The sequence below is a fragment of the Rhodococcus sp. KB6 genome (assembly GCF_001445685.1).
Lineage (GTDB): Bacteria > Actinomycetota > Actinomycetes > Mycobacteriales > Mycobacteriaceae > Rhodococcus_F > Rhodococcus_F qingshengii.
Genome location: NZ_LNAK01000163.1, coordinates 1 through 21,029, shown reverse-complemented (window position 1 = coordinate 21,029; position 21,029 = coordinate 1). Strand labels below are relative to the sequence as shown.

Annotated in this window: 19 protein-coding genes; 9 read left to right on the top strand and 10 right to left on the bottom strand. The window is 62.1% G+C overall.

Annotated elements, in window-relative coordinates; all coding sequences use genetic code 11:
- Nucleotides 1–136 precede the first annotated feature (136 nt).
- On the top strand, nt 137–973 hold the full coding sequence (locus tag ASU23_RS31025; RefSeq protein WP_228232720.1) for a M48 family metallopeptidase: 837 nt from the start codon (nt 137–139) through the stop codon (nt 971–973).
- On the opposite strand, the gene ASU23_RS31020 is transcribed toward ASU23_RS31025, so the two are convergent.
- Nucleotides 961–1,584 (bottom strand): DsbA family protein, encoded by a 624-nt coding sequence (locus tag ASU23_RS31020; RefSeq protein ID WP_003944541.1) that lies wholly within the window; start codon nt 1,582–1,584, stop codon nt 961–963. The genes ASU23_RS31025 and ASU23_RS31020 overlap by 13 nt on opposite strands.
- Nucleotides 1,585–1,750: 166 nt before the next feature.
- On the opposite strand from ASU23_RS31020, the gene ASU23_RS31015 reads away from it, so the two are divergent.
- Together ASU23_RS31015 and pepN are read left to right on the top strand one after the other, a co-directional pair.
- Nucleotides 1,751–2,986, top strand: coding sequence for an NAD(P)/FAD-dependent oxidoreductase (locus ASU23_RS31015; protein WP_058039388.1), 1,236 nt, complete (start codon nt 1,751–1,753; stop codon nt 2,984–2,986).
- A 65-nt stretch (nt 2,987–3,051) separates the two neighbouring features.
- Nucleotides 3,052–5,631 (top strand): aminopeptidase N, encoded by a 2,580-nt coding sequence (gene pepN / locus ASU23_RS31010; protein WP_058039387.1) that lies wholly within the window; start codon nt 3,052–3,054, stop codon nt 5,629–5,631.
- Nucleotides 5,632–5,702: 71 nt separating this feature from the next.
- Here pepN and ASU23_RS31005 read toward each other — a convergent pair whose 3' ends face one another.
- The 3 genes from ASU23_RS31005 to ASU23_RS30995 all read right to left on the bottom strand — a co-directional run bounded on the left by ASU23_RS31005 (nt 5,703) and on the right by ASU23_RS30995 (nt 7,249).
- Nucleotides 5,703–6,182, bottom strand: a complete 480-nt coding sequence (locus ASU23_RS31005) for a DUF5130 domain-containing protein (RefSeq protein ID WP_003944512.1) — start codon at nt 6,180–6,182, stop codon at nt 5,703–5,705.
- Entirely contained in the window at nt 6,169–6,432 is a 264-nt protein-coding gene (locus tag ASU23_RS31000) for a hypothetical protein (RefSeq protein WP_007730943.1), read from the bottom strand. Before ASU23_RS31000 ends, ASU23_RS31005 begins: the two co-directional genes overlap by 14 nt.
- A 118-nt stretch (nt 6,433–6,550) precedes the next feature.
- The gene (locus ASU23_RS30995; protein WP_172403517.1) at nt 6,551–7,249 is read right to left on the bottom strand and encodes an HNH endonuclease; all 699 of its coding nucleotides are present in this window, start codon (nt 7,247–7,249) and stop codon (nt 6,551–6,553) included.
- Nucleotides 7,250–7,431: 182 nt separating this feature from the next.
- On the opposite strand from ASU23_RS30995, the gene ASU23_RS30990 reads away from it, so the two are divergent.
- A complete protein-coding gene (locus ASU23_RS30990; RefSeq protein WP_003944464.1) occupies nt 7,432–7,839 on the top strand; it encodes a globin in 408 nt (135 codons plus the stop codon).
- Between the two features lie 4 nt (nt 7,840–7,843).
- Here the strand turns inward: ASU23_RS30990 and ASU23_RS30985 are convergent, their stop codons facing one another.
- Nucleotides 7,844–8,278: a cupin domain-containing protein gene (locus tag ASU23_RS30985; RefSeq protein ID WP_054187692.1), complete on the bottom strand. Its 435-nt coding sequence runs from the start codon at nt 8,276–8,278 to the stop codon at nt 7,844–7,846.
- Nucleotides 8,279–8,442: 164 nt separating this feature from the next.
- On the opposite strand from ASU23_RS30985, the gene ASU23_RS30980 reads away from it, so the two are divergent.
- A complete protein-coding gene (locus ASU23_RS30980) occupies nt 8,443–10,041 on the top strand; it encodes a glycoside hydrolase family 13 protein (protein WP_058039386.1) in 1,599 nt (532 codons plus the stop codon).
- Nucleotides 10,042–10,068: 27 nt separating this feature from the next.
- Here the strand turns inward: ASU23_RS30980 and ASU23_RS30975 are convergent, their stop codons facing one another.
- The 5 genes from ASU23_RS30975 to ettA all read right to left on the bottom strand — a co-directional run bounded on the left by ASU23_RS30975 (nt 10,069) and on the right by ettA (nt 18,214).
- On the bottom strand, nt 10,069–10,755 hold the full coding sequence (locus ASU23_RS30975; protein WP_030536651.1) for a hypothetical protein: 687 nt from the start codon (nt 10,753–10,755) through the stop codon (nt 10,069–10,071).
- Nucleotides 10,748–11,167, bottom strand: coding sequence for a thioesterase family protein (locus tag ASU23_RS30970; RefSeq protein WP_003944573.1), 420 nt, complete (start codon nt 11,165–11,167; stop codon nt 10,748–10,750). The genes ASU23_RS30975 and ASU23_RS30970 overlap by 8 nt, the downstream gene beginning before the upstream one ends.
- Nucleotides 11,164–16,011, bottom strand: coding sequence for an NAD-glutamate dehydrogenase (locus ASU23_RS30965; RefSeq protein WP_042450238.1), 4,848 nt, complete (start codon nt 16,009–16,011; stop codon nt 11,164–11,166). Before ASU23_RS30965 ends, ASU23_RS30970 begins: the two co-directional genes overlap by 4 nt.
- A gap of 99 nt (nt 16,012–16,110) precedes the next feature.
- A complete protein-coding gene (locus ASU23_RS30960; RefSeq protein WP_003944475.1) occupies nt 16,111–16,530 on the bottom strand; it encodes a thioesterase family protein in 420 nt (139 codons plus the stop codon).
- Nucleotides 16,531–16,534: 4 nt separating this feature from the next.
- Nucleotides 16,535–18,214, bottom strand: a complete 1,680-nt coding sequence (ettA, locus tag ASU23_RS30955; protein ID WP_007730925.1) for an energy-dependent translational throttle protein EttA — start codon at nt 18,212–18,214, stop codon at nt 16,535–16,537.
- A 172-nt stretch (nt 18,215–18,386) separates the two neighbouring features.
- On the opposite strand from ettA, the gene ASU23_RS34105 reads away from it, so the two are divergent.
- From ASU23_RS34105 to ASU23_RS30945, 4 genes are all read left to right on the top strand, one after another.
- Nucleotides 18,387–18,542 (top strand): hypothetical protein, encoded by a 156-nt coding sequence (locus tag ASU23_RS34105; RefSeq protein WP_156423215.1) that lies wholly within the window; start codon nt 18,387–18,389, stop codon nt 18,540–18,542.
- Between the two features lie 433 nt (nt 18,543–18,975).
- Nucleotides 18,976–19,506: a hypothetical protein gene (locus ASU23_RS30950; RefSeq protein ID WP_058039385.1), complete on the top strand. Its 531-nt coding sequence runs from the start codon at nt 18,976–18,978 to the stop codon at nt 19,504–19,506.
- 202 nt (nt 19,507–19,708) lie between these two features.
- Nucleotides 19,709–19,876, top strand: a complete 168-nt coding sequence (locus tag ASU23_RS35375; protein ID WP_082661507.1) for a helix-turn-helix domain-containing protein — start codon at nt 19,709–19,711, stop codon at nt 19,874–19,876.
- Between the two features lie 55 nt (nt 19,877–19,931).
- Nucleotides 19,932–20,384 (top strand): hypothetical protein, encoded by a 453-nt coding sequence (locus ASU23_RS30945; RefSeq protein ID WP_058039384.1) that lies wholly within the window; start codon nt 19,932–19,934, stop codon nt 20,382–20,384.
- Nucleotides 20,385–21,029: the final 645 nt, after the last annotated feature.

The window sequence follows — 21,029 nt, the reverse complement described above, 5'->3', positions numbered from 1 at the left end:
AATTCTCTCAGGCCCGACCAGCCGGGCGCACCCGGGTCGACGTCACACTTTCAGGAACACGCATCGCCGCGCGAGCACACCTATCGTGGTGCCCATGTACCCCGTCAACGGCCAGGCCGCTGCACCCGCCCTTCGTATGTCACCGGGCAGTGACGCCGTTCGCCACCCGTGGGAAATCCCGCTACTCGTGCTCGCGGTGCTGACGACGGTCGTCACTTATGTGGTGGCGATCGTTCTGATCGCTGCGGGTGATCTGTCGACGTGGATCCTCGTGGTGCTCGCGGCTCCGATCCTGCTGTTCCTTGCGCGAGGTCAGCTGTACGGATCGCAACAGGTCAACGGAATCAAGATGACGCCTTCACAGTTTCCGGAGGGGTATCAGCTCGTTGCCGAGGCTGCGGCACGGTTCGGCATGAAAACTCCGCCGGATGCCTACGTCGTGCTGGGGAACGGACGGATCAACGCGTTCGCGTCGGGGCACGGATTTCGCCGTTTCGTCGTCGTCTACAGCGACCTGTTCGAAGTCGGTGGGCAGGCACGCGAGCCCGATGCGCTCGCATTCATCATCGGCCACGAGGTCGGCCACATCGCTGCCGGGCATGCGTCGTACTGGCGCCAGTGGGGACAGTTCGCGTCGAACTACATTCCGGTGATCGGATCTTCGCTGTCGCGTTCCATGGAGTACACGGCGGACAACTTCGGCTTTCACATGCGTCCGCAGGGTGCACCGGGCGCGATGGGCGTCCTCGGCGCGGGAAAGTATCTGGTGGGTCTGGTCGGGTTCGACGAACTGGCCGATCGGGCGACACTCGAATCCGGGTTCTTCCCGTGGTTCGTCAACATCTTGTCGTCGCATCCGGTGCTGACCTGGCGTGCGGCTGCGCTTCGCAACCGCACGCACTCAGGGCATCTGTTCTTCCGGCCGGGCCAGCTCTACCGAAATCCGGCGCTCACTGCCGCTCAGTCGAACTGAGGATCCTCGTTGCGGGTCCGCTTGAGCTCGAAGAAGTGGGGGTAGCCGGCCAGCGCTACTGCGCCGTCCCACACCTTGCCTGCGTCCTCGCCGCGCGGGATGCGTGAGAGCACGGGGCCGAAGAACGCCACGCCGTTGACATGGATCGTCGGGGTTCCGACGTCGGGTCCGACGGCGTCCATGCCCTTGTGGTGGCTCTCGCGCAGAGCCTCGTCGTACTTGTCGGTGTCGGCGGCCTCGGCCAGTTCAGGTGGCAGGCCGACCTCGGCGAGGGACGACTTGATGACGTCGGCGAAGTCCTTGTTGCCCTCGTTGTGAATCTTCGTCCCCATAGCCGTGTACAGCGGCAGCAGGATCTCGTCACCCTTCAGCTGCGCTGCAGCGATGGCGACACGGACCGGGCCCCAGGCCTTGGTCATCATCTCCCGGTACTCGTCGGGAAGGTCACGGCCCTCGTTGAGAACCGCAAGGCTCATCACGTGGAACTTGGCCTCGATGTCGCGTACCTGCTGGGCCTCGAGAATCCAGCGTGAGGTGATCCAGCACCACGGGCAGAGCGGATCGAACCAGAAGTCAGCAGTGTCCGTGGTCTTGCTCGAGGTTGCGCTCACGAAGAAACTCCCTATCAGTTCATGTCGGTCAGGTCATATCAGTTCGGGGACATACTCCCGTTCTGCCAACAATCATGAACCCGCAATCCTTCCCGCGCTTTCCCCCGAACCACCTCCCGATCGCAGTAGTGTCGAAAAGAAACGAGTACGAAGGAGTGGTTCAGTAATGAGCACCAACCGGAGATTCGTGATCGTCGGCGGCGGGCTCGCGGGCGCAAAGATCGCAGAAGCCCTGCGTGACAGAGATTTCGACGGTGAGATCACCGTATTGAGTGAAGAAGACCACCTCCCGTACGAGCGTCCGCCGCTGTCGAAAGAGTTCTTCGCAGGCAAGAAGACACTCCCCGAATTCACCGTCCACGACGGCGAGTGGTTTCGCGACCATCGCGTCGATCTTCGCCCGGGAACGACGGCAACGGCCATCGACCCCGCTGCGCACACCGTGTCACTTCCGGACGGTTCCACGATCAGGTACGACAAGCTCGCCTTGGCCACCGGTTCGCGGTCGCGGCGCCTCGACATCCCGGGGTCCGACGCCGAGGGTGTTCACTACGTGCGAACAGTCGATCAGGCCGCCGCGCTGCTGCGCACCCTGGCCGCCGACAAGAAGCTCGTCGTGGTCGGTGCCGGCTGGATCGGCCTCGAAATTGCCGCGTCGGCTCGCGGTTTCGACGTCGAGGTCACCGTGCTCGAACATGCCGGCCTTCCGCTCGAATCGACCCTCGGCCCGGAAATGGGTGAGGTCTTCGCCGCGCTGCACCGCCAGAACGGGGTGGACTTACGCACCGGCACGGACGTCACCGCAATCTCTGTCGACGGCGGTCACGCCTCGGGTGTCACTTTGAGTGATGGAACCGTGATTCCGGCCGACGCCGTGTTGATCGCTGTCGGCGCATTGCCGAACACCGAGTTGGCATCGGAGGCGGGTATCGACGTCGAGAACGGGGTTCTCGTCGACGCCGGTCTGCAGAGCAGCGACCCCGACGTGGTCGCAGTGGGTGACATCGCGGCCGCACAGCATCCGATTCTGAATGCACGAATTCGGGTGGAGCACTGGGCAAACGCACTCAACCAACCCGAGACGGCCGCAGAGACCATGTTGGGACGGCCCGCCGAGTACGTCCGCATGCCGTATTTCTTCACCGATCAGTACGACCTCGGAATGGAATACGTAGGTCACGCACCGCACGGCGGCTACTCCCGTGTCGTCACTCGCGGCGACGTCGACAAGCGCGAGTTCCTGGCATTCTGGCTCGATTCCGCGAACAAGGTGCTCGCCGGCATGAACGTGAACATCTGGGATGCCGGTGACGCCATCAAGGAATTGGTCGCGTCTTCGCGTCCCGTCGATCCGGAGCGGTTGGCCGATCCGGAGATTCCGCTGGCAGAAGTGTCCGCTTGAGTGAAGTCGTTCTCTTCGTGATGGGATGGACGTAATAGATCCGCACCATCTACGAGGAGATCTTTGTGGTCGCACCGAACCTGACACGCGAAACCGCAGCGCAACGGTCAGCAATCCTGACCGTCGAGAACTACCTGATCGAACTCGATCTCACCGACGGCAAAGACGCACCCGGCGAGGAGACGTTCTCCTCGAAGACCACCGTCACGTTCACCGCCACGGCCGGAGCAAGCAGCTTCATCGACATCGTCGCGGCCAGAGTCCATTCCGCGGTCCTCAACGGCACCGCGCTCGACGTCTCCGGCTACGACGAGTCGACGGGCATCAGCCTGCCTGATCTCGCTACCGACAACGAGTTGGTCATCGAGGCCGATTGCATCTACTCCCACACCGGCGAGGGACTGCACCGATTCGTCGACCCGACCGATGACTCCGTCTACCTCTATTCACAGTTCGAGACGGCCGACGCCAAGCGCATGTTCGCGTGCTTCGATCAGCCTGATCTCAAGGCCACGTTCGACGTCCGCGTCACCGCTCCCACGTCGTGGAAGGTCATCTCCAACTCCGCGGTCGTCGAGACCCTTGCCGCCGATCCCGGCAAGCACGTTTTCCGGACCACCCCGAAGATGAGCACGTACCTGGTGGCACTCATCGCCGGTCCCTACGCGCAGTGGACCGACAACTACTCCGACGAGCACGGCGACATCCCGCTCGGAATCTTCTGCCGCGCTTCGCTGGCCGAGTTCATGGACGAGGAGCGACTGTTCACCGAGACCAAGCAGGGATTCGACTTCTACCACCGCAACTTCGGTGTTCCCTATGCTTTCGGCAAGTACGACCAGCTCTTCGTCCCCGAATTCAATGCGGGCGCGATGGAGAATGCCGGCGCCGTGACATTCCTCGAGGACTACGTCTTCCGTTCCAAGGTGACCCGCTACTCGTACGAACGTCGTGCCGAAACGGTCCTGCACGAAATGGCGCACATGTGGTTCGGCGACCTCGTCACGATGGCGTGGTGGGACGACCTGTGGCTCAACGAGTCGTTCGCGACCTTCGCTTCGGTCCTGTGCCAGACCGAGGCCACGGAGTACACGAACGCCTGGACGACGTTCGCCAACGTCGAGAAGTCGTGGGCGTACCGCCAGGACCAGTTGCCGTCGACGCACCCGATTGCCGCGGACATTCCGGACCTGGCCGCCGTCGAGGTGAACTTCGACGGCATCACGTACGCGAAGGGCGCCAGCGTCCTCAAGCAGTTGGTGGCATACGTCGGACTCGAGCCGTTCCTCGCCGGACTGCGTGAGTACTTCCGTGAGCACGCATTCGGAAACGCAACCTTCGACGGTCTGCTGGGCTCACTCGAAAAGTCCTCGGGCCGTGACCTTTCCGACTGGGGTCGGCAGTGGCTCAAGACCACCGGTTTGAACATCCTGCGCCCCGACTTCGATGTCGACACAGACGGAAAGTTCACCCGCTTCGCCGTCCTGCAGGACGGTGCTGCACCAGGCGCCGGCGAGCGGCGAATCCACCGGATCGCCATCGGCATCTACGACGACGTCGACGGCAAGTTGGTACGAAGCCATCGCGTCGAACTCGACCTCGATGCTGTGGAAAGCACGGATGTCCCCGAACTTGTCGGCGTCGCCCGCGGTGCACTCGTGTTGGTCAACGACGACGATCTCACCTACGGCTCCGTGCGACTCGATCCCGAATCGTTGGCGACGGCGATCGAGCGGGTCGGCGACATCACCGACTCACTCCCCCGCACCCTGGTCTGGTCGGCGGCGTGGGAAATGACCCGTCAAGCCGAACTGAAGGCACGCGACTTCGTCGCGCTGGTCGAGCGCGGCATCAGTTCGGAGACCGAAGTCGGTGTGGTGCAACGTCTCTTGCTCCAAGCCCAAACCGCCATCGGCTCCTACGCAGATCCGGCCTGGGCCGAGGCCGAAGGCGCGGCGAGCTTCGCCAATCGGTTGCTCGAACTCGCACGTGAGGCAGAGGCCGGGTCCGACCACCAGCTGGCATTCGTCAACGCACTCACCGGCGCAGCACTCTCCCCGTGGCACACCGAGGTACTGCGCGAATTGCTCGACGCCGATCCCTCCACCGTTGGGCTCGACGGCCTGATCGTCGACACGGACCTGCGCTGGCGCATCGTCGGGGCACTCGCGGCCGCCGGTGAGATCGACGCCGAAGGAACCGCAACTCCATTCATCGACGCCGAAGCTCAGCGTGACCCGACCGCTGCGGGCGCTCGTCAAGCCGCGGCGGCCGCGGCCGGACGTCCGCAGGTCGCTGTCAAGGAAGAGGTCTGGGCAAAGGTCGTCGGCGACGACTCCGTGCCCAACATCACCGCGCGATCGATCATCGGCGGGTTCGCTCGCGAAGGCCAGGACGAATTGCTCGAGCCCTTCGTCTCCCGCTACTTCGCCGATATCGCGGCGGTGTGGGAACGACGCTCGAGCGAAGTGGCACAGACGGTCGTCATCGGGCTGTACCCGTCGTGGTCGATCTCGGACGAATCCGTAGCGGCAGCAGACCGGTTCCTCGAAGGCGACATCCCTCCCGCGTTGCGTCGCCTGGTCGTCGAAGGCCAGGCCGGCGTGGTTCGTTCACTCGCAGCACGAAAGTTCGACGCGAGCTGACATGCGAAAGGCCGGTGACCGCGTCGATTCTCACGAATCGACGCGGGCACCGGCCTGTGTCTGACAAACAGTTACGGCGCTGAAATTGCGGCTGCCATAACGCGGATAGCGCTGATCAGTCCGTCGATCAGGTTGCCTTCACTGAAGGATGCAACAGCTGCCGTTGCTCCGAGCTGGGTAACACGATCGGTGACCCGATCGGCGATTGCCCGACCGCTGCGAACCTCGACGGTGCGCTGGTTGGGCGAAACGGCGATCAGGACGGAACGCTCGGCTTCGGGCGTGGTCGGGAACAATGCGTCGGCACCCGCTGCCGGATCAGAACCGAGATCACCGACGTACGCGTTGAACCGCACCTTGGTGGCCCGCGTCGCTTCGGTCATCGCGACGTCGAGCGCGACCAGATCCATGGTCTCGAACGGAAGATCGTCGGTGAACGGCTCGCCGATGCGATGCACACCGGATACGCGTCCACTGGACGTGACGACGCTGCCGACGGGCAGGTCCTCGGGCGCTACTGCGAGCGCGGTCGAATGATCACCACTTGCCACTTGCGGACCCTCCGATCAGATCAGCCGAACCGGCTTCGATTGCGTGTGCACTGCCGTGATGGCCACCGCGAACGGTGACCTCGTCGACAGCACTCCACAGCACGGGAGCGTGATCCCACGACTCACCGAGATGGAACGCCGGCGGAACCGGTCCCGGCGTCTTCTTCCCGAGGAAGGACGCAGCCGCGAAGAACGCGGTGATCAAGGCCGGAATCCCAACGTATATCAGTACTACCTCGAGAATGCTCACACCAGATAACGTAGCCCAGAACGCCAGGAAGGAAAGCGTCAGGGCCACAAATTCTCGGGCAATTTCGTTTCGGTGACGCTAGAACTCAATTCAGGCTGCGCCCACGCCGACACATAGCTCAGGCTGCGCCCACGCCGAGATAAGGCATCCACGCCGGATGCAATTCCTTGGTCGCCGCGAGCAGACGCCAGTGAGGTCCGGACGGCGGGACCAATTCCGCACGGAGGGTCCATCCGAGTTCGCTGAGCATCTTGTCGGCCTTGCGGTGATTGCAGGGGGCACAGCACGCGACGCAGTTCTCCCACGAATGCCCGCCACCTCTGCTGCGAGGAACGACGTGGTCGATGGTTTCGGCTTTGGCTCCGCAGTACGCACATCGGAAGTGGTCACGATGCATCAGCGCGGCACGAGTCATGGGGATGCGGGCGCGATATGGAACGCGCACGTAGGTGCGCAATCGAATGACCGAGGGAACCTGCACCGACCAGTCCGCGGAATGGACTACCGGGCCCTGTTCGTCCTCGTGGACGGTATCGGCCTTGCCGCAGGCCATCAGTACGACCGCGCGCCTGGCAGGAAGGGCGGTCAGCGGTTCGTACGTGACGTTGAGCAGTAGCACCCGACGTTTCACCCACTCGGGGACGACGCGATCGGGAGGGAACATCTCGAGGTGAGAATGCTCGTCGGAAAAGAGTGGGTCGGTAGTGTGCGCGAACCCGTCAGGAACAACTTCCAGAACAGCCCCTAACGCGTGGTCGTTCCGCGCGCTAGTGGGCTGGAGTTGTCGGTGATTGCGTGCAGCATGTCGGTTCTTCATACGACCTCCGGGAGACTGCCCCCAAGTTGACCACGGATGATCGCGTTACGCACTCCCATTTCGAACAAAATTGCCAGGACGGCCGGTGAATTTCCGGTGAATGGGTACGCACTCCGACTCGATACAACCGTCGTCGACCCGGAAACCGACCACTACGGCCGTCAGGCACAATGGAACTTGCCATGAATGACGTACAGCACGACGTGCAGCAGACCTTCTACGACGCCGTCGGCGGAGCCGAGACGTTTCACAAGCTCACCGCGCGATTTTACGAAGAGGTCGCGAAGGACGAGGTTGTGCGCCCGCTCTACCCCGAGGCCGATCTCGGCCCGGCCGAGCGGCGGATGCGGATGTTCCTCGAGCAGTACTGGGGCGGACCGCACACGTACTCGGAGGAACGTGGACACCCGCGTCTGCGGATGCGCCACAATCCATTCGTGATCGGCCCGATCGAGCGTGATGCGTGGCTGCGGTGCATGCACGTCGCCATCGCGTCCATCGACGAGAAGACTCTGAGCCCGGTGCACCGCAAGCAGTTGATCGACTACATGGAGATGGCTGCCGCGTCCATGGTGAACTCCGCTATCTGACCGTCTACCTAGCCTTCGGCCTGAACACGCGCGCGACCCGGCGGACTGCTCGTACCCCGAACGACACCGTGGGATGCAGGGGCGAACTCAAGATTGCATGCTTGCGCACGTACTCTTCGACCTCCCACTCCGACCAACTGCCCGCACGGAAGAGTGCGGCATCGCCGACACTCAGGGTTCGCTCGGCGATTCCGTCGGCCTGAACGGTGACCGACCCTTCGATGATGTGCACGATTTCGTCCGCGTGGAAGTACCAGCGGAAGCGCCCCTTCGTGCAATCCCAGACGTGTGTAGTCGTGGTCCCGTCTTTACTCGCCGACCATTGCGCCGACCGTGCAACCGGTGTGCCGAAGATTATCCAGTCGCGGTTGATGGGATCATCTTCGAGCAGTACATGATCCAAACTGACCGCTTCGATTGCCGACAAAGTCAAGGCCAAGCCCCCTTGGTTGAATTCCCGAATACTTCTCCCCCGGCAGTAACACCAAAGTTGCCACATGGTGTCACCGCGTGAATGCAAAGTACACCAAGGCTAGGTAAAGAGTCACGCTTTTACCGTGTCCAAGTCGTGAGAGTGCCAGACGTTTGGCACTATGAACTGCTGTGAGCACCCCCGCGGATTCGTCCTCTGTAAGCCGGCCCGAAGCCCCGTGGTGGAACGAGGCGGTCTTCTATCAGATCTATCCGCGTTCCTTTGCCGATTCGGGCAGTGACGGTATCGGCGACCTCGGCGGAGTCGAGGAGAAACTCGGCTACCTCGAACTGCTCGGCATCGACGCGATCTGGTTGAGCCCGGTGATGAAGTCACCGATGGCAGACCACGGCTACGACGTCTCGGATCCTCGCGACATCGATCCCCTGTTCGGTGATCTGGCGACGATGGATTCGCTGATCACGTCGGCCCACGAGCGCGGAATCAAGGTCACCATGGACTTGGTCCCGAACCACACGAGTGATCAGCACGAGTGGTTCAAGGCAGCCCTGGCGTCGGCGCCAGGTTCTGCGGAGCGATCCCGCTACATCTTCCGAGACGGCAAAGGTGAAAACGGCAACGAACCGCCGAACAACTGGCCGAGCATCTTCGGCGGCCCGGCATGGACCCGCGTCAGCGAAGCCGACGGAACACCCGGCCAGTGGTACCTGCACATCTTCGCCAAGGAACAGCCCGACCTGAACTGGGACAACCCCGAGGTCTTCGACGACCTCGCCAAGACTCTGCGCTTCTGGCTCGAGCGCGGAATCGACGGATTCCGCATCGACGTGGCCCACGGAATGGCTAAGCCCGACGGTTTGCCGGACCACGACTGGGAGCTCAACGAGCTCATGCGCAATTCCGACGACGACCCGCGGTTCAACAACCCGGCAGTTCACGAAATCCACCGCGGCATCCGCAAGGTCATGGACGAGTTCCCGGAGGCGATGACCGTCGGCGAGATCTGGGTGAAGGACAACCAGAAGTTCGGCGAATACATCCGGCCAGACGAACTGCATCTCGGATTCAACTTCCGACTTGCAGAAACCGAATTCTCCGCCGAGTCCGTCCGGGAGGCCGTGGAGAACTCTCTTGCGGCCGTCGCCGAGGTCGGGGGTGTGCCCACGTGGACGCTGTCGAATCACGACGTCGAACGTGAAGTCACGCGCTACGGCGGGGGTGAGATCGGAACCCAACGCGCACGGGCGATGATCCTCGTCGAACTGGCGCTTCCGGGCGCGAGCTTCATCTACAACGGAGCCGAACTCGGCCTGCCGAACGTCGACCTGCCCGACGAGGCACTACAGGACCCGGTCTGGGAACGATCCGGACATGCCGAGCGAGGACGCGACGGCTGCCGAGTGCCCCTTCCGTGGGAAGGAAGCGAACCCCCGTTCGGATTCACCACCGGTGCGAGCACCTGGTTGCCGATGCCACGCGAGTGGTCGACACTCACGGTGGAGGCGCAGATCGAGGACGTCGACTCGATGCTCTCGCTTTATCGCGCCGCCCTCGAACTTCGTAGCGCCAGGCCGGAGTTCTCCGGCGCCGACATCGATTGGTACGGCAGTCCCCCCGGCTGCCTCGCTTTCCGTCGACGCGGTGGTCTGATCTGTGCTCTCAACACCACGGAGGTGCCGATCGCACTGCCGAACGGGCAGCTGCTGTTGAGCAGCGCACCACTCGTCGACGGTCAACTACCCGTCAACGCTGCGGCGTGGCTGATCTGAGAGAACACGCACCCGCCACCTGAACTCCTATCGTGCGACCATCAGCGGTATCGAACCACCGCGGTGACGGTAGATCGAACCGAACCGTGCATCGAGCCGCACCCAGGATTTGCTCGCCCGCACCCGAACCAGTTCCGAGGCGTCGATCTGCTCGAGGTCGATGTCGGCGGTCATCGCCTCGGACCCGGCGTGCGGAACGAATCCCATTGCGGTCAAGGCAAAAACAACCCGCATCGAGATCCCGACCGTGCCGGACGGACCACTGACCTCGAGCACGTCCTGATCGAGCAACGACGCCGGCGGACCGTGACTACTTCCATGCTCCAGTGCCAAGGCGTTGCCCCGCTGCGCCAGTTCGATCAGCACCCGGGCGGGTACGTCGTCCAGGTGCTCGAAGCCGTCCATCGGCGGCAACGCCCCACGCCACGCCGAATCCATGGCGAACCCCGGATCGATCAGCTCACTTGTCGCCTGCTCCACCGCCGAGAGCAACTGATCGCCGGCAGCCGAGGTGTCGTCAGGGTTGATGGTGCCCGCCACGGTTCGCGTAGCGAGAGCGTCGAAACCCGTTGACGCCCAAACGCTCAGGTGAGCATCTCCGCGTCGACGCATCCGGATGACCGTGGACTCGTCCAAACGCAAGGCATGACCGATGAAGCCGGCCAAGTTCTTTCGCTCGGCCTCCTCGGGCACGGTCAGTACACGTTCATGCACGTTGCCAGCTCTCCAAGTACTCGCGCTCGGGCCCGCTGAGGCGACGCAAACGTTGAGTGTCGATATCGAAGGCCGCGATCTGAGTCGACGCCACGATGGACGGCGGGACACTGAGATCCGCACCGCGGGGGCGAACCTCGTACGCGATGGTGAAGTCCACCGCGCGCACCTTTTCCACCCACATGAAGACGTCGAGCGGCGAATCGTCGTGCCGCAGTTGCCCGCGGTACCGCACATGGAGATCGGCAATCACGGCCCCGTCACGCAGGGTGACCGTCGGGCGCGAGTCTTCGAACAACCAAGGAATCCGCGCCTCTTCGAGCAACGTCACCATCCGTGCGTGGTTGATGTGCTGGAAGGCATCCATGTCGGACCACCGAACCACAACTTCGGCGTGGAATCCTTCGCTCAACGTCCTACCTCCGATCGGGTGCCCATGCTGCGCACCATGCTACGAACCTGACGCGCCGCCACCGAGAGCGTCGCGAGGTCAAGCGTCCCAGACTCGAAGATCTCGACGAGAGCTGCCCTCGCCCGACTCAGCCGCGAGGCGTTGGTCGATTCCCATTCGTCGATCTTCTCCTGCGGCGACTCCCCCGGCTCGCCGCCGGCCAGAACCTCCATCGTCAACTGCCGCAGCGAACTGTAGAGGTCGTCTCGCAACGCGAGCCTCGCGAGCGAGTGCCATCGATCGCCGCGCTCGAGTCCCGAGACCGCGCTCAGCAACCAGTCGATTCCCAGATGCGCGTCCAAGGCGTAGTACAGCTCCGCAACTTCGGCGATGTCGTGATCTGCGATGTCGGCGATATCCGCGATGTCGAGCAGGCAGTAGACATCCAGCAGTCGGAACACGTCCAGCGCCAACGCTTCCGGAGCCCCGCGATCGATCACCGATTGAGCCCGCACCAGCAGATCGTCGAGTTGATGGCCCGCAAGCAGCCCCGGGACCAGAGGTGCCGTAGCCCGATACGCCGCCGAGTAACGCGCAACCTCGGCGCCGACGGCGATCGGCTGGGGCCGATTGGCCAGGAACCACCGCGACGCGCGGTCGAGCAAGCGGCACGACTCAACGATCAACTCGTTTTCGATCTCTGCACTGACGCCCGCCGAGCGGATTCGCGACCACACCTCGTCGAGCGCAAACACCTCTCGCACAGCGGCGTAGGCACGGATCGAGTCCGTACTGCTCGCTCCGGTCTCCTCGGCCAAGCGGTAGGCGTACGTGATTCCGCCGTTGTCGATCACTTCGTTCACGAGCATCGTCGCGACGATCTGCCGCCGCAACGGGTGTGCCTTGATCTCCGTTTCGAACCGATCGCGAACAGCGGTCGGGAAGTACTGCGGGATCTGCTGGGCGAAGAAATCGTTGTCCGGCAACTCGGTTGCGAGCAGATCGTCCTTGAGTGAAAGCTTCACGTGCGCCGTCAGCGTCGCCAATTCCGGCGACGTCAGACCCACACCGGCCTCGAGTCGACGCTCGATCTCCTTGTCGGTCGGCAACGCCTCGAGCTTGCGGTCAAGGCCACGTGCCTTGGTCAGATCCGTCAACTGACGGCGGTGAACACCGAGCATCTGAGAAGCGGTCACGCGGGAGATTCCGAGCAGCGCGTTCTGAGCAATGTTGTCCGCCAACACCAGCGCCGCCACGTCGTCGGTCATCGACGCCAGCAACGGATTCCGTTCCTGCGTGGGCAGTAACTGCGAACGCACGAGCGAATCGAGAAGAATCTTGATGTTCACTTCGTGATCGGAGCAGTCGACGCCGGCCGAGTTGTCGATGGCGTCGGTGTTGATGTGACCGCCGCTGGCGCTGAACTCGATTCTTCCCAGAGCAGTGACGCCGAGGTTGCCGCCCTCCCCGATCACCTTGACCCGCAGATCTTGACCGTCGACACGCACGGCGTCGTTGCTCTTGTCGCCAACCTGCGCATTGGTCTCGGTCGACGCTTTGACGTATGTACCGATTCCGCCGTTCCACAGCAGATCCACCGGTGCCGACAGAATCGCCTGCATCAATTCCGGCGGCGAGAGCTTCGTGACCCCCTCGGCCAGACCCAGTGCGATCCGGACGCTTTCGGCGATCGGAACCGACTTGACCGTGCGGTCCCAGACGCCGCCACCTTCACTGATCAGGCTCTTGTCGTAGTCGGCCCATGACGACCGTGGCAACTCGAAAAGTCGTTGACGTTCGACGAACGAGCTCGCTGCATCCGGGTTCGGATCGAGGAAGATGTGTCGATGATCGAACGCGCCCACCAGACGGATGTGCCGACTGAGGAGCATTCCGTTGCCGAACACGTCTCCGCTCATGTCGCCGACGCCTACCGTCGTGAAATCCTGCGTCTGCGTGTCGACCCCGAGTTCGCGGAAGTGCCGCTTGACGCTTTCCCAGGCGCCGCGAGCGGTGATACCCATGCCCTTGTGGTCGTATCCCACGGAGCCACCGGAGGCAAACGCGTCGCCGAGCCAGAAGTCGTACTTGGCGGCAACCGAATTGGCGAGATCCGAGAACGTCGCCGTGCCCTTGTCCGCGGCGACCACCAGGTAGCGATCCTGATCGTCCTTGCGCACCACTCGATCCGGCGTCACAACTTCGCCGGTAGCCGCGTGCACGTTGTCGGTGATGTCGAGCAATCCGGAGATGAACGTGGTGTAGCAGGCCTTGCCGGTTTCCAGCGTCGCCATTCGATCAACGGCCGGATCACCCGTCGGCAGAGGCGGATTCTTCACGACGAAGCCGCCCTTGGCGCCGACCGGCACGATCACCGCGTTCTTGACGGCCTGAGCCTTCACCAAGCCGAGCACCTCGGTGCGGAAATCCTCGCGCCGGTCGGACCAGCGGAGCCCGCCGCGCGCGACTGCGCCGAATCGCAGGTGGACGCCTTCGACCTCGGGTGAGTACACGTAGATCTCGAAAGCCGGCCGCGGCTTGGGCAACTCGCTGATCCGTGAGGGATCGAGCTTGACCGACAGGTAGTCGCGAGAGCGGCCATCGGCGTCGACGACGTAGAAATTGGTACGCAAGGTCGCCTTCACCAAGGAGAACATTCCACGCAGAATGCGATCGGCATCCAAGCTGAGTACCTCGTCGATGGACGCACGCAACTGCTCGTCCAATTCGGCGACGCGAATGTCGTCCTGCTTCTCGGGGTCGAACATCGCCTCGAACAACTGCACCAATGCAAACGCGGTCTGCGGGTGTGTAAGCGCGATTCCTTCGATGTGGAACTGACTGTATGGAAATGTGGCCTGGCGCAGATACTTTGCGTAAGCACGCAGCACCACGGCTTGCCGCCAGGACATTCCGGCCCGCAGCACCAACTCGTTGAATCGGTCAGCTTCGGCCCGGCCGAACCAGACTGCACCGAATGCAGCCGTGAATCGCTTCTGGACCTCGGTCAGCGGGGCGGTACTGGTCTCGAGCGGCACCTGCGCATCGAGGTCGATCTCGACCGACGCCCGAAGATCCGCCGGTACCGACAATCCGAAATCGTAGATCCAGCACTGAACGCCGTCGAGTCGCTGCACGACGTGCGGCCGCTCGTCGAGAACTTCGACGCCGAGTGACTGCAGCACCGGTAGCACCTGGCTCAACGAGATACCGTCGCCGCCGACGAAGAGCGTGAAGCGCCAGGCACCGGGCGCGGAGTCCACAGCACGATAGAGCAGTACGTCGATCGCGCCTGGCGCCAACGCCTCGAGTCGGGCGATGTCGGCCAACGCGCGTGACGGTTCGAAGTCCTCCTTGTATCCATCGGGAAGCACCCGCGAATACCGCTGCACCAGTTCCGGATCCACACCCGGACTTTCACGAACAAGGTCGTTGATGCGGTCGTCCCAGCTACGACTGACTTCGGTCAACAGAGCCTGAACTCGCTCGCGGTTGGCCTCGGAGACATCCAGATGAACCGGCTCACTGTCCGGATCGCGCCGGATCGTCACGTGCAACAGCGCAAGATCGTTCTCGGTAACCCGGGCGGTGTAATCGACTGTGCCTGGTCCGAATTCGCGCCACAGCAGGTTTTGCATCGCCAGTCGCACCCGCGTCGTGTACCGGTCGCGGGGTAGGTACACCAAGCAGGACACGAAGCGTCCGAACGTGTCCTCGCGGACAAAGAGTCGCACCTGTCGACGCAGCCCGATGCTGTGCACGGCGTGGACGGTCTCGAACAAGGTCTCGGCGTCGCTCGAGAACAACTCGGTGCGTGGGAACGACTGGATGACCTCGAGCATCGCCTGACCGGAGTACGAATGCAGGTCGACACCGGCACGCGCGATGACTTCGCGAACGCGGCGCTCGATCAGAGGAATCGCGAGGACGTTCTCGTGGAGTGCGACCACGGTGAACACACCCAGGAATCTGTGCTCCCCCACGATGTTTCCCTCGTCGTCGAGGATCGAGACACCCACGAAGTACGGGTAGACAGCGCGGTGCACCGTGGCGGGGAACGATCCCTGCGTCAGGACCAGAAGCGGTCGATCCGGGAGATCTGCGACGGGAGGCAAACTCATCGGGCCTTCGGTGACCGCGTCGGAGCGCAGCACGCCGAGCCCGCTGCCGGCGACCGTGCGTGAACCGTCCTTCGTACCCTCGAATCGCCGGTATCCGAGCACGGCATAGTTTCCGTCCGCCATCCACCGCAGCAGCCGAGCGGTATCGGAGAATTCTTCGGGGGTGATCCTCCCGGAGGCAGTTTCTGCAGCACTCTCCAACTCGTCGGCAACGCGCAGTTGCAATGCCTTCATGTCCGGGGTGTCACCAACCACCTGGCGGACGTCCGCGAGCACCTTGCCGAGGTGTGCTTCGATCGCGTCGAGAGCGGAATCCTCGACTTCGGAGTCCAACTGGACGTGCATCCAGGATTCTTGGATACCGCTGTCGCCCAAGGACATCAGATTGCCCGAGTCATCGCGTTCAACCGTCAGGATCGGATGGGCGAATTGACTGATTCCCACACCTTGTCGGTTGAGCATCGCGGTAACGGACTCGACGAGCAACGACATGTCGTCGGTGACGATCTGGACGGCAGCGCCGAGACCCTCGGATCCTGACGGGCGGTACACACGCCATACGGCCGTGCCCGGGGTCCGCTGCCTCCCGAGCGCAAGATGCGCGAGCAGGACTCGATCCGATCGACCGTTGATGACGTCGTCGCTGTCACCCTCGTCGATATGCGTGAAAAAGGCCTCGCGAAGACGCGTCAACAACGTCGCTTCGTCGAGGCCTGTGCCCTGCTGCCGTACACGGTCTGTCATTCCTGGCTCACATCCTTGTGGGTTCTGATCGCCGCGACCAATCTCTGACTCGAGACTAGCCGCGGCAACCAGTACCTAGGGTGAACTGAGAAACGAAATCTACGATGTCGTCATCTGAACAAGCGATGCTTCGAGCACCGCGCGTTCGCTGTCCGCCAGCGGTCTGGACTTTTCGGACACCGTGTCGAATCCGACCATCAACGCGTCGCCGAAAGCGCATTCGACACCCGCGTTGTCACGGATGACGTGCCGAACCGTGAACGAGGAAGTCCCGACGTGAGTCGTGAAGATCTCCACATTCAAGGGACCGGACCGATCGGTGACCGGCTTGAGGAACTCGACGGTCATCTTTCGAACCACGAGGTATCCCGGCCGGCCGCCGAGCGGCGCCAGTTTCGCTTCCAGGAACTGGATGCGCGCTTCCTGCATGTACTCGACGTAACGCGTGTTGTTGACGTGACCCAACCGGTCGGAATCGCCCCACCGGACCTGGATCTGCGCTGTGTATACGTCGGACACCGGATCAGTCCCTGGTGAGCTTGCGGTGAGTCACGCGGTGCGGGCGTGCGGCGTCGGGGCCGAGTCGCTCGACCTTGTTCGCCTCGTAGCCCTCGAAGTTGCCCTCGTACCAGTACCAAGCTGCCTCGTTGTCGCCGAAGCCACCTTCCCACGCGAGGATGTGGGTACAAGTCCGGTCCAGGAACCAGCGATCGTGCGAGATCACGACGGCGCAGCCGGGGAACTCTTCGAGAGCGTTCTCCAGCGAGCCGAGGGTTTCGACGTCGAGGTCGTTGGTGGGCTCATCGAGCAGGATCAGGTTGCCGCCCTGCTTGAGCGTCATCGCCAGGTTCAGGCGGTTGCGCTCACCACCGGAGAGGACGCCGGCCGGCTTCTGCTGATCGTGGCCCTTGAAACCGAACGAGCTGATGTACGCGCGCGAGGGGAACTCGGTCTGGCCGACGACGATGAAATCGAGCCCGTCGGACACGGTCTCCCAGACCGTCTTCTTGGGGTCGATTCCGGAACGGTTCTGGTCGACGTAGCTCAGCTTGACCGTCTGACCGATCTTGACCTCACCGGCGTCAGGCTCCTCGAGACCGACGATGGTCTTGAACAGCGTCGTCTTACCGACGCCGTTGGGGCCGATGACGCCGACAATTCCGTTGCGCGGCAACGTGAACGAGAGATCCTTGATCAGAACGCGACCGTCGAAGCCCTTGTCGAGGTTCGAGACCTCCACGACCACGTCACCCAGGCGCGGCGGTGCCGGGATCTGGATCTCGTCGAAGTCGAGCTTGCGCGTCTTCTCTGCTTCGTTCGCCATTTCCTCGTAGCGATCGAGACGAGCCTTGTTCTTGGCCTGGCGGGCCTTGGCGCCGGAACGAACCCATGCGAGCTCGTCCTTGAGGCGCTTCTGCAGCTTCTGATCCTTCTTGCCGGCAACTTCGAGGCGTGCAGCCTTCTGCTCCAGGTAGGTGGAGTAGTTGCCCTCGTACGGGTACAGGCGTCCGCGGTCTACTTCACAGATCCACTGCGCGACGTGATCGAGGAAGTAACGATCGTGAGTCACGGCGAGGATTGCGCCGGGGTAAGCAGCGAGGTGCTGCTCGAGCCACAGGACAGATTCGGCGTCGAGGTGGTTGGTGGGCTCATCGAGGAGCAGGAGGTCGGGCTTGCTCAGCAGCAGCTTGCAGAGCGCAACGCGTCGCTTCTCACCACCGGAGAGGTGAGTGACCATCTCTTCCGGCGGGGGGCAGCGCAGGGCGTCCATAGCCTGCTCGAGCTGCGAGTCGATCTCCCACGCATCTGCGTGATCGAGCTTCTCCTGCAGCTCGCCCATCTCTTCCATGAGCTCGTCGGAGTAATCCGTAGCCATCAGCTCGGCGATCTCGTTGTACCGCTTGAGCTGGACCATCGTCTCTCCGAGACCGTCCTCGACGTTCTCGCGAACAGTCTTGGTCTCGTCGAGCTCCGGCTCCTGCATGAGGATGCCGACGGTCGCGCCCGGAGCCAGGAATGCCTCGCCGTTGCCCGGCTGGTCCAGTCCGGCCATGATCTTGAGGATGCTGGATTTACCAGCGCCGTTCGGTCCGACGACACCGATCTTCGCGCCGGGGTAAAAGCTCATCGTGACGTCATCGAGGATGACCTTGTCACCGTGCGCCTTGCGCACCTTCTTCATCGTGTAAATGAACTCGGCCACGCCGTGGGTCTCCTAGCTGGGAATTCTTGAGTATGACCACAGGAATCCCTCTCGGATCCCCCATAGGTCATTCGGGCTTCTATCCCTCGATGTTATCCGACAGACCAAATCGGCCCCGGTTGGTGCGCTAACACCAGCTCCGGAGCCTCGGAACGAACGGAATGTGACTCCGATGAACCGTACAAAAAATGTAGCAAGAGCTACCGACAAACTTTCGACCAGCGAAAACGTGCGTGAAGTCGCCGCCGTGATGCTGATCCTCTTCCTCACATATGCCGTCGCATACGGCGCGCTGAAGGCCCTGATCCTCCTGGGATGGCACGCCTGATCCAACAGGGCACTTGGTGACACAGACCGATCCGGCACCTGCTCGTCACCAATCCCCCGTTCGATCTCTGCGCCCGAAGCGTCATCGGGTGACACGCCTAGCCATCGTGGTCGTCGCCCGTTAGAGGGGCCAGAGCACCCATTCCGATTGAATCCAGCCACCTGTTGAAGGCGAGCCCGGACAGGAACCGCGTGGCAGCGGTAGCGCTGATTCAAACATCCCGGCCTCGACAGCCCGAATAATTCCCGAGCTGTGGACCACTGACCGACTCGTGACCGACCGACCGACCGAGCATCAGGTGAGTCCTCGTTCCATTTGCGAACGGGGAACGCTCTTCCCTCCTGCTCCCTCTCTCCCTCCCGAGTCATCAAGACCACTGCTTCAGAACCATTCTCAGCGCCCAATGGCGTTGCATCACACTTGGAGTACCCCCATGAATTCAGCACCCGCTCATGACTTCGAAGTCGACATCGACGGCACCTATCGAATCACCCACACGAAGGAAGACCTCGGTGCCCGAACCACTTATGCAATGCGCGTGACAACACGCACCACGATCACTCCGGGGCAAGTTCCCGCCTACGATGTTCTGGTCGAGCAGAGTCATGACCGCGAACTCGAAGTCGATCTGACAACGGGTCTCGAACTTCTGAAGTCACTGCAGAAGGCGTTGGAGACGTTGATGGTTTTGCAGCCCGATCACGAAGCCACTATCGAGTCTCGGAAGGCCGAGGCTGCGCAAAAGCGCTGCGAGGCGACCACCGCCGAACCAGCCAAGAAGCTGGAGCCGTGGGCTAACGCGAAGCCAGTTCACCCCAGGCTCTTCGCCAACCGCGCCCGCAGAACGAACATCGCCGACGACGCGGCCTCATGCACCGCGCACTACGTTCTGCGTAATCCAGACGCCACACCCGAAACGGTCGCAATGCTTCACGAGTGGTTCACGCAGTCCCTGTCCAGTTAGATCCCGAAACGACCAATAGCGCCCCACCTGACACTTAGCCAGGTGGGGCGCATTCGTGTTCGGTCTTGTGCACGAAGTTGTGCGAAAACCCAAGAATGACAACCGAAGTTGGGAGTCGACACGCTCACATAGGCGACACGTTGATTGTCGCGCACACTACCGATAACGTGCTGCCGTCCATTGCCGTCAACGGAGAGTCACAATGTTCGAACTTCACACACCGAACGAGGCTGCGGCCATCGCCAAATGCCACCCAAATATGATTTACATGGCTCTGCAGAGCGGTGAGCTGAAAGGTATCCAACGCAAGTTCAAAGGTCGCTGGCTGATCGAAAACTCAGAGCTGGAGAAGTGGCTCCTATGCCTATGACAATTTTCGGACCGACTGGTATCCACTGTCTGAGCAACCTGGTAGTAATACTCGCATGAACAGGACACTCGCCGCGGTAGCGGCCATCAGCTCGGCCGCACTCATCCTCGGCGGATGCTCCAGCAACGACACCGCCGAAGAAGAAACCTTCAAACCGAAATCCGGAACACAGCAGTATGACTCGGCGCAAGGTATAGCGGACGACCTCACTGCCGCAGGCATGCCCTGCGAAAACTTCACGATCAACGAGTCGACCCGATACGCCACACAGTCAGCAACCTGCCAGATAGCCGGCGAGGACGCCGTGCTTTCAGTTTTCACTTCGGACGCCGACCAGGCTGACAACATCGAGGTTTTCTCGTCGCTGATGGAGCCGGTGAAGATGGAGTACGGCCTTGTCGCGGGCTCGAAGTGGATGATCAATTGCGGTGACACGACGATCAACGACAACTGCAAGAACATTAAGGCGCAGCTCGGTGGTCGACTTATCAAACCGACCTACTTCTGACGATTTCGCTGATTGATCAGTTGGTCCACGCAAAGTCGCGATCGTGGACCAACTGACCATCTGCTAGTTGATCGGGAAGATCTCCGATAGAAATGCCCGGTAGATTGTTGCGCCGACGATCGAGACCAGGCCGACGAAGACAACTATCCAGACCAGCAATCTCGTGAGCATATCGAGCACCGTGCAGAACCATGAGAGACACTTGTGGTCCATGCAGTATCTATTCACACGCATCTCAAGCGCCGGCAGATCGTGCGCCCTGATCGCACGATAGTGCAGATAATCCGAGAACAGGGACGATGTCATCATCGACTGAAGTACCTTGAACCCGGCAACGTCGAGAGCCCCGTTGCCTGAATCTTGCTCCCGCGGTTGCGGTTCAGTTCTCGCCTCGGGCTGACGCTCCGACTCTTCCATCTCCGTGCCGTGCTCACGGAGTTCGTTCAACTGTTCAATCTCAGTTGCATTGGGAACAAACGTGGAGGCGTCGGGCCACCGATGCTCGTGAAGGTCCCCATTTGATCCATGGGCCTTGACCCCGGAAACTGGACACGGGGTTTGTGATTACGCGGCTTTCTGCAGGCTATCGGATGTGTGAGCGTTTTCGTAGTCGGCAGGGCTGAGATAGTTGCAGTACGAGTGCCG

Coding starts and splice junctions, on each gene's coding strand:
- ASU23_RS31025 (WP_228232720.1), top strand. CDS start 137: ATGTCACCGGGCAGTGACGCCGTTCGCCACCCGTGGGAAATCCCGCTA.
- ASU23_RS31015 (WP_058039388.1), top strand. CDS start 1,751: ATGAGCACCAACCGGAGATTCGTGATCGTCGGCGGCGGGCTCGCGGGC.
- ASU23_RS30995 (WP_172403517.1), bottom strand. CDS start 7,249: ATGAAGAACCGACATGCTGCACGCAATCACCGACAACTCCAGCCCACT.
- ASU23_RS30990 (WP_003944464.1), top strand. CDS start 7,432: ATGAATGACGTACAGCACGACGTGCAGCAGACCTTCTACGACGCCGTC.
- ASU23_RS30965 (WP_042450238.1), bottom strand. CDS start 16,011: ATGACAGACCGTGTACGGCAGCAGGGCACAGGCCTCGACGAAGCGACG.
- ASU23_RS34105 (WP_156423215.1), top strand. CDS start 18,387: ATGAACCGTACAAAAAATGTAGCAAGAGCTACCGACAAACTTTCGACC.
- ASU23_RS30950 (WP_058039385.1), top strand. CDS start 18,976: ATGAATTCAGCACCCGCTCATGACTTCGAAGTCGACATCGACGGCACC.
- ASU23_RS35375 (WP_082661507.1), top strand. CDS start 19,709: ATGTTCGAACTTCACACACCGAACGAGGCTGCGGCCATCGCCAAATGC.
- ASU23_RS30945 (WP_058039384.1), top strand. CDS start 19,932: ATGAACAGGACACTCGCCGCGGTAGCGGCCATCAGCTCGGCCGCACTC.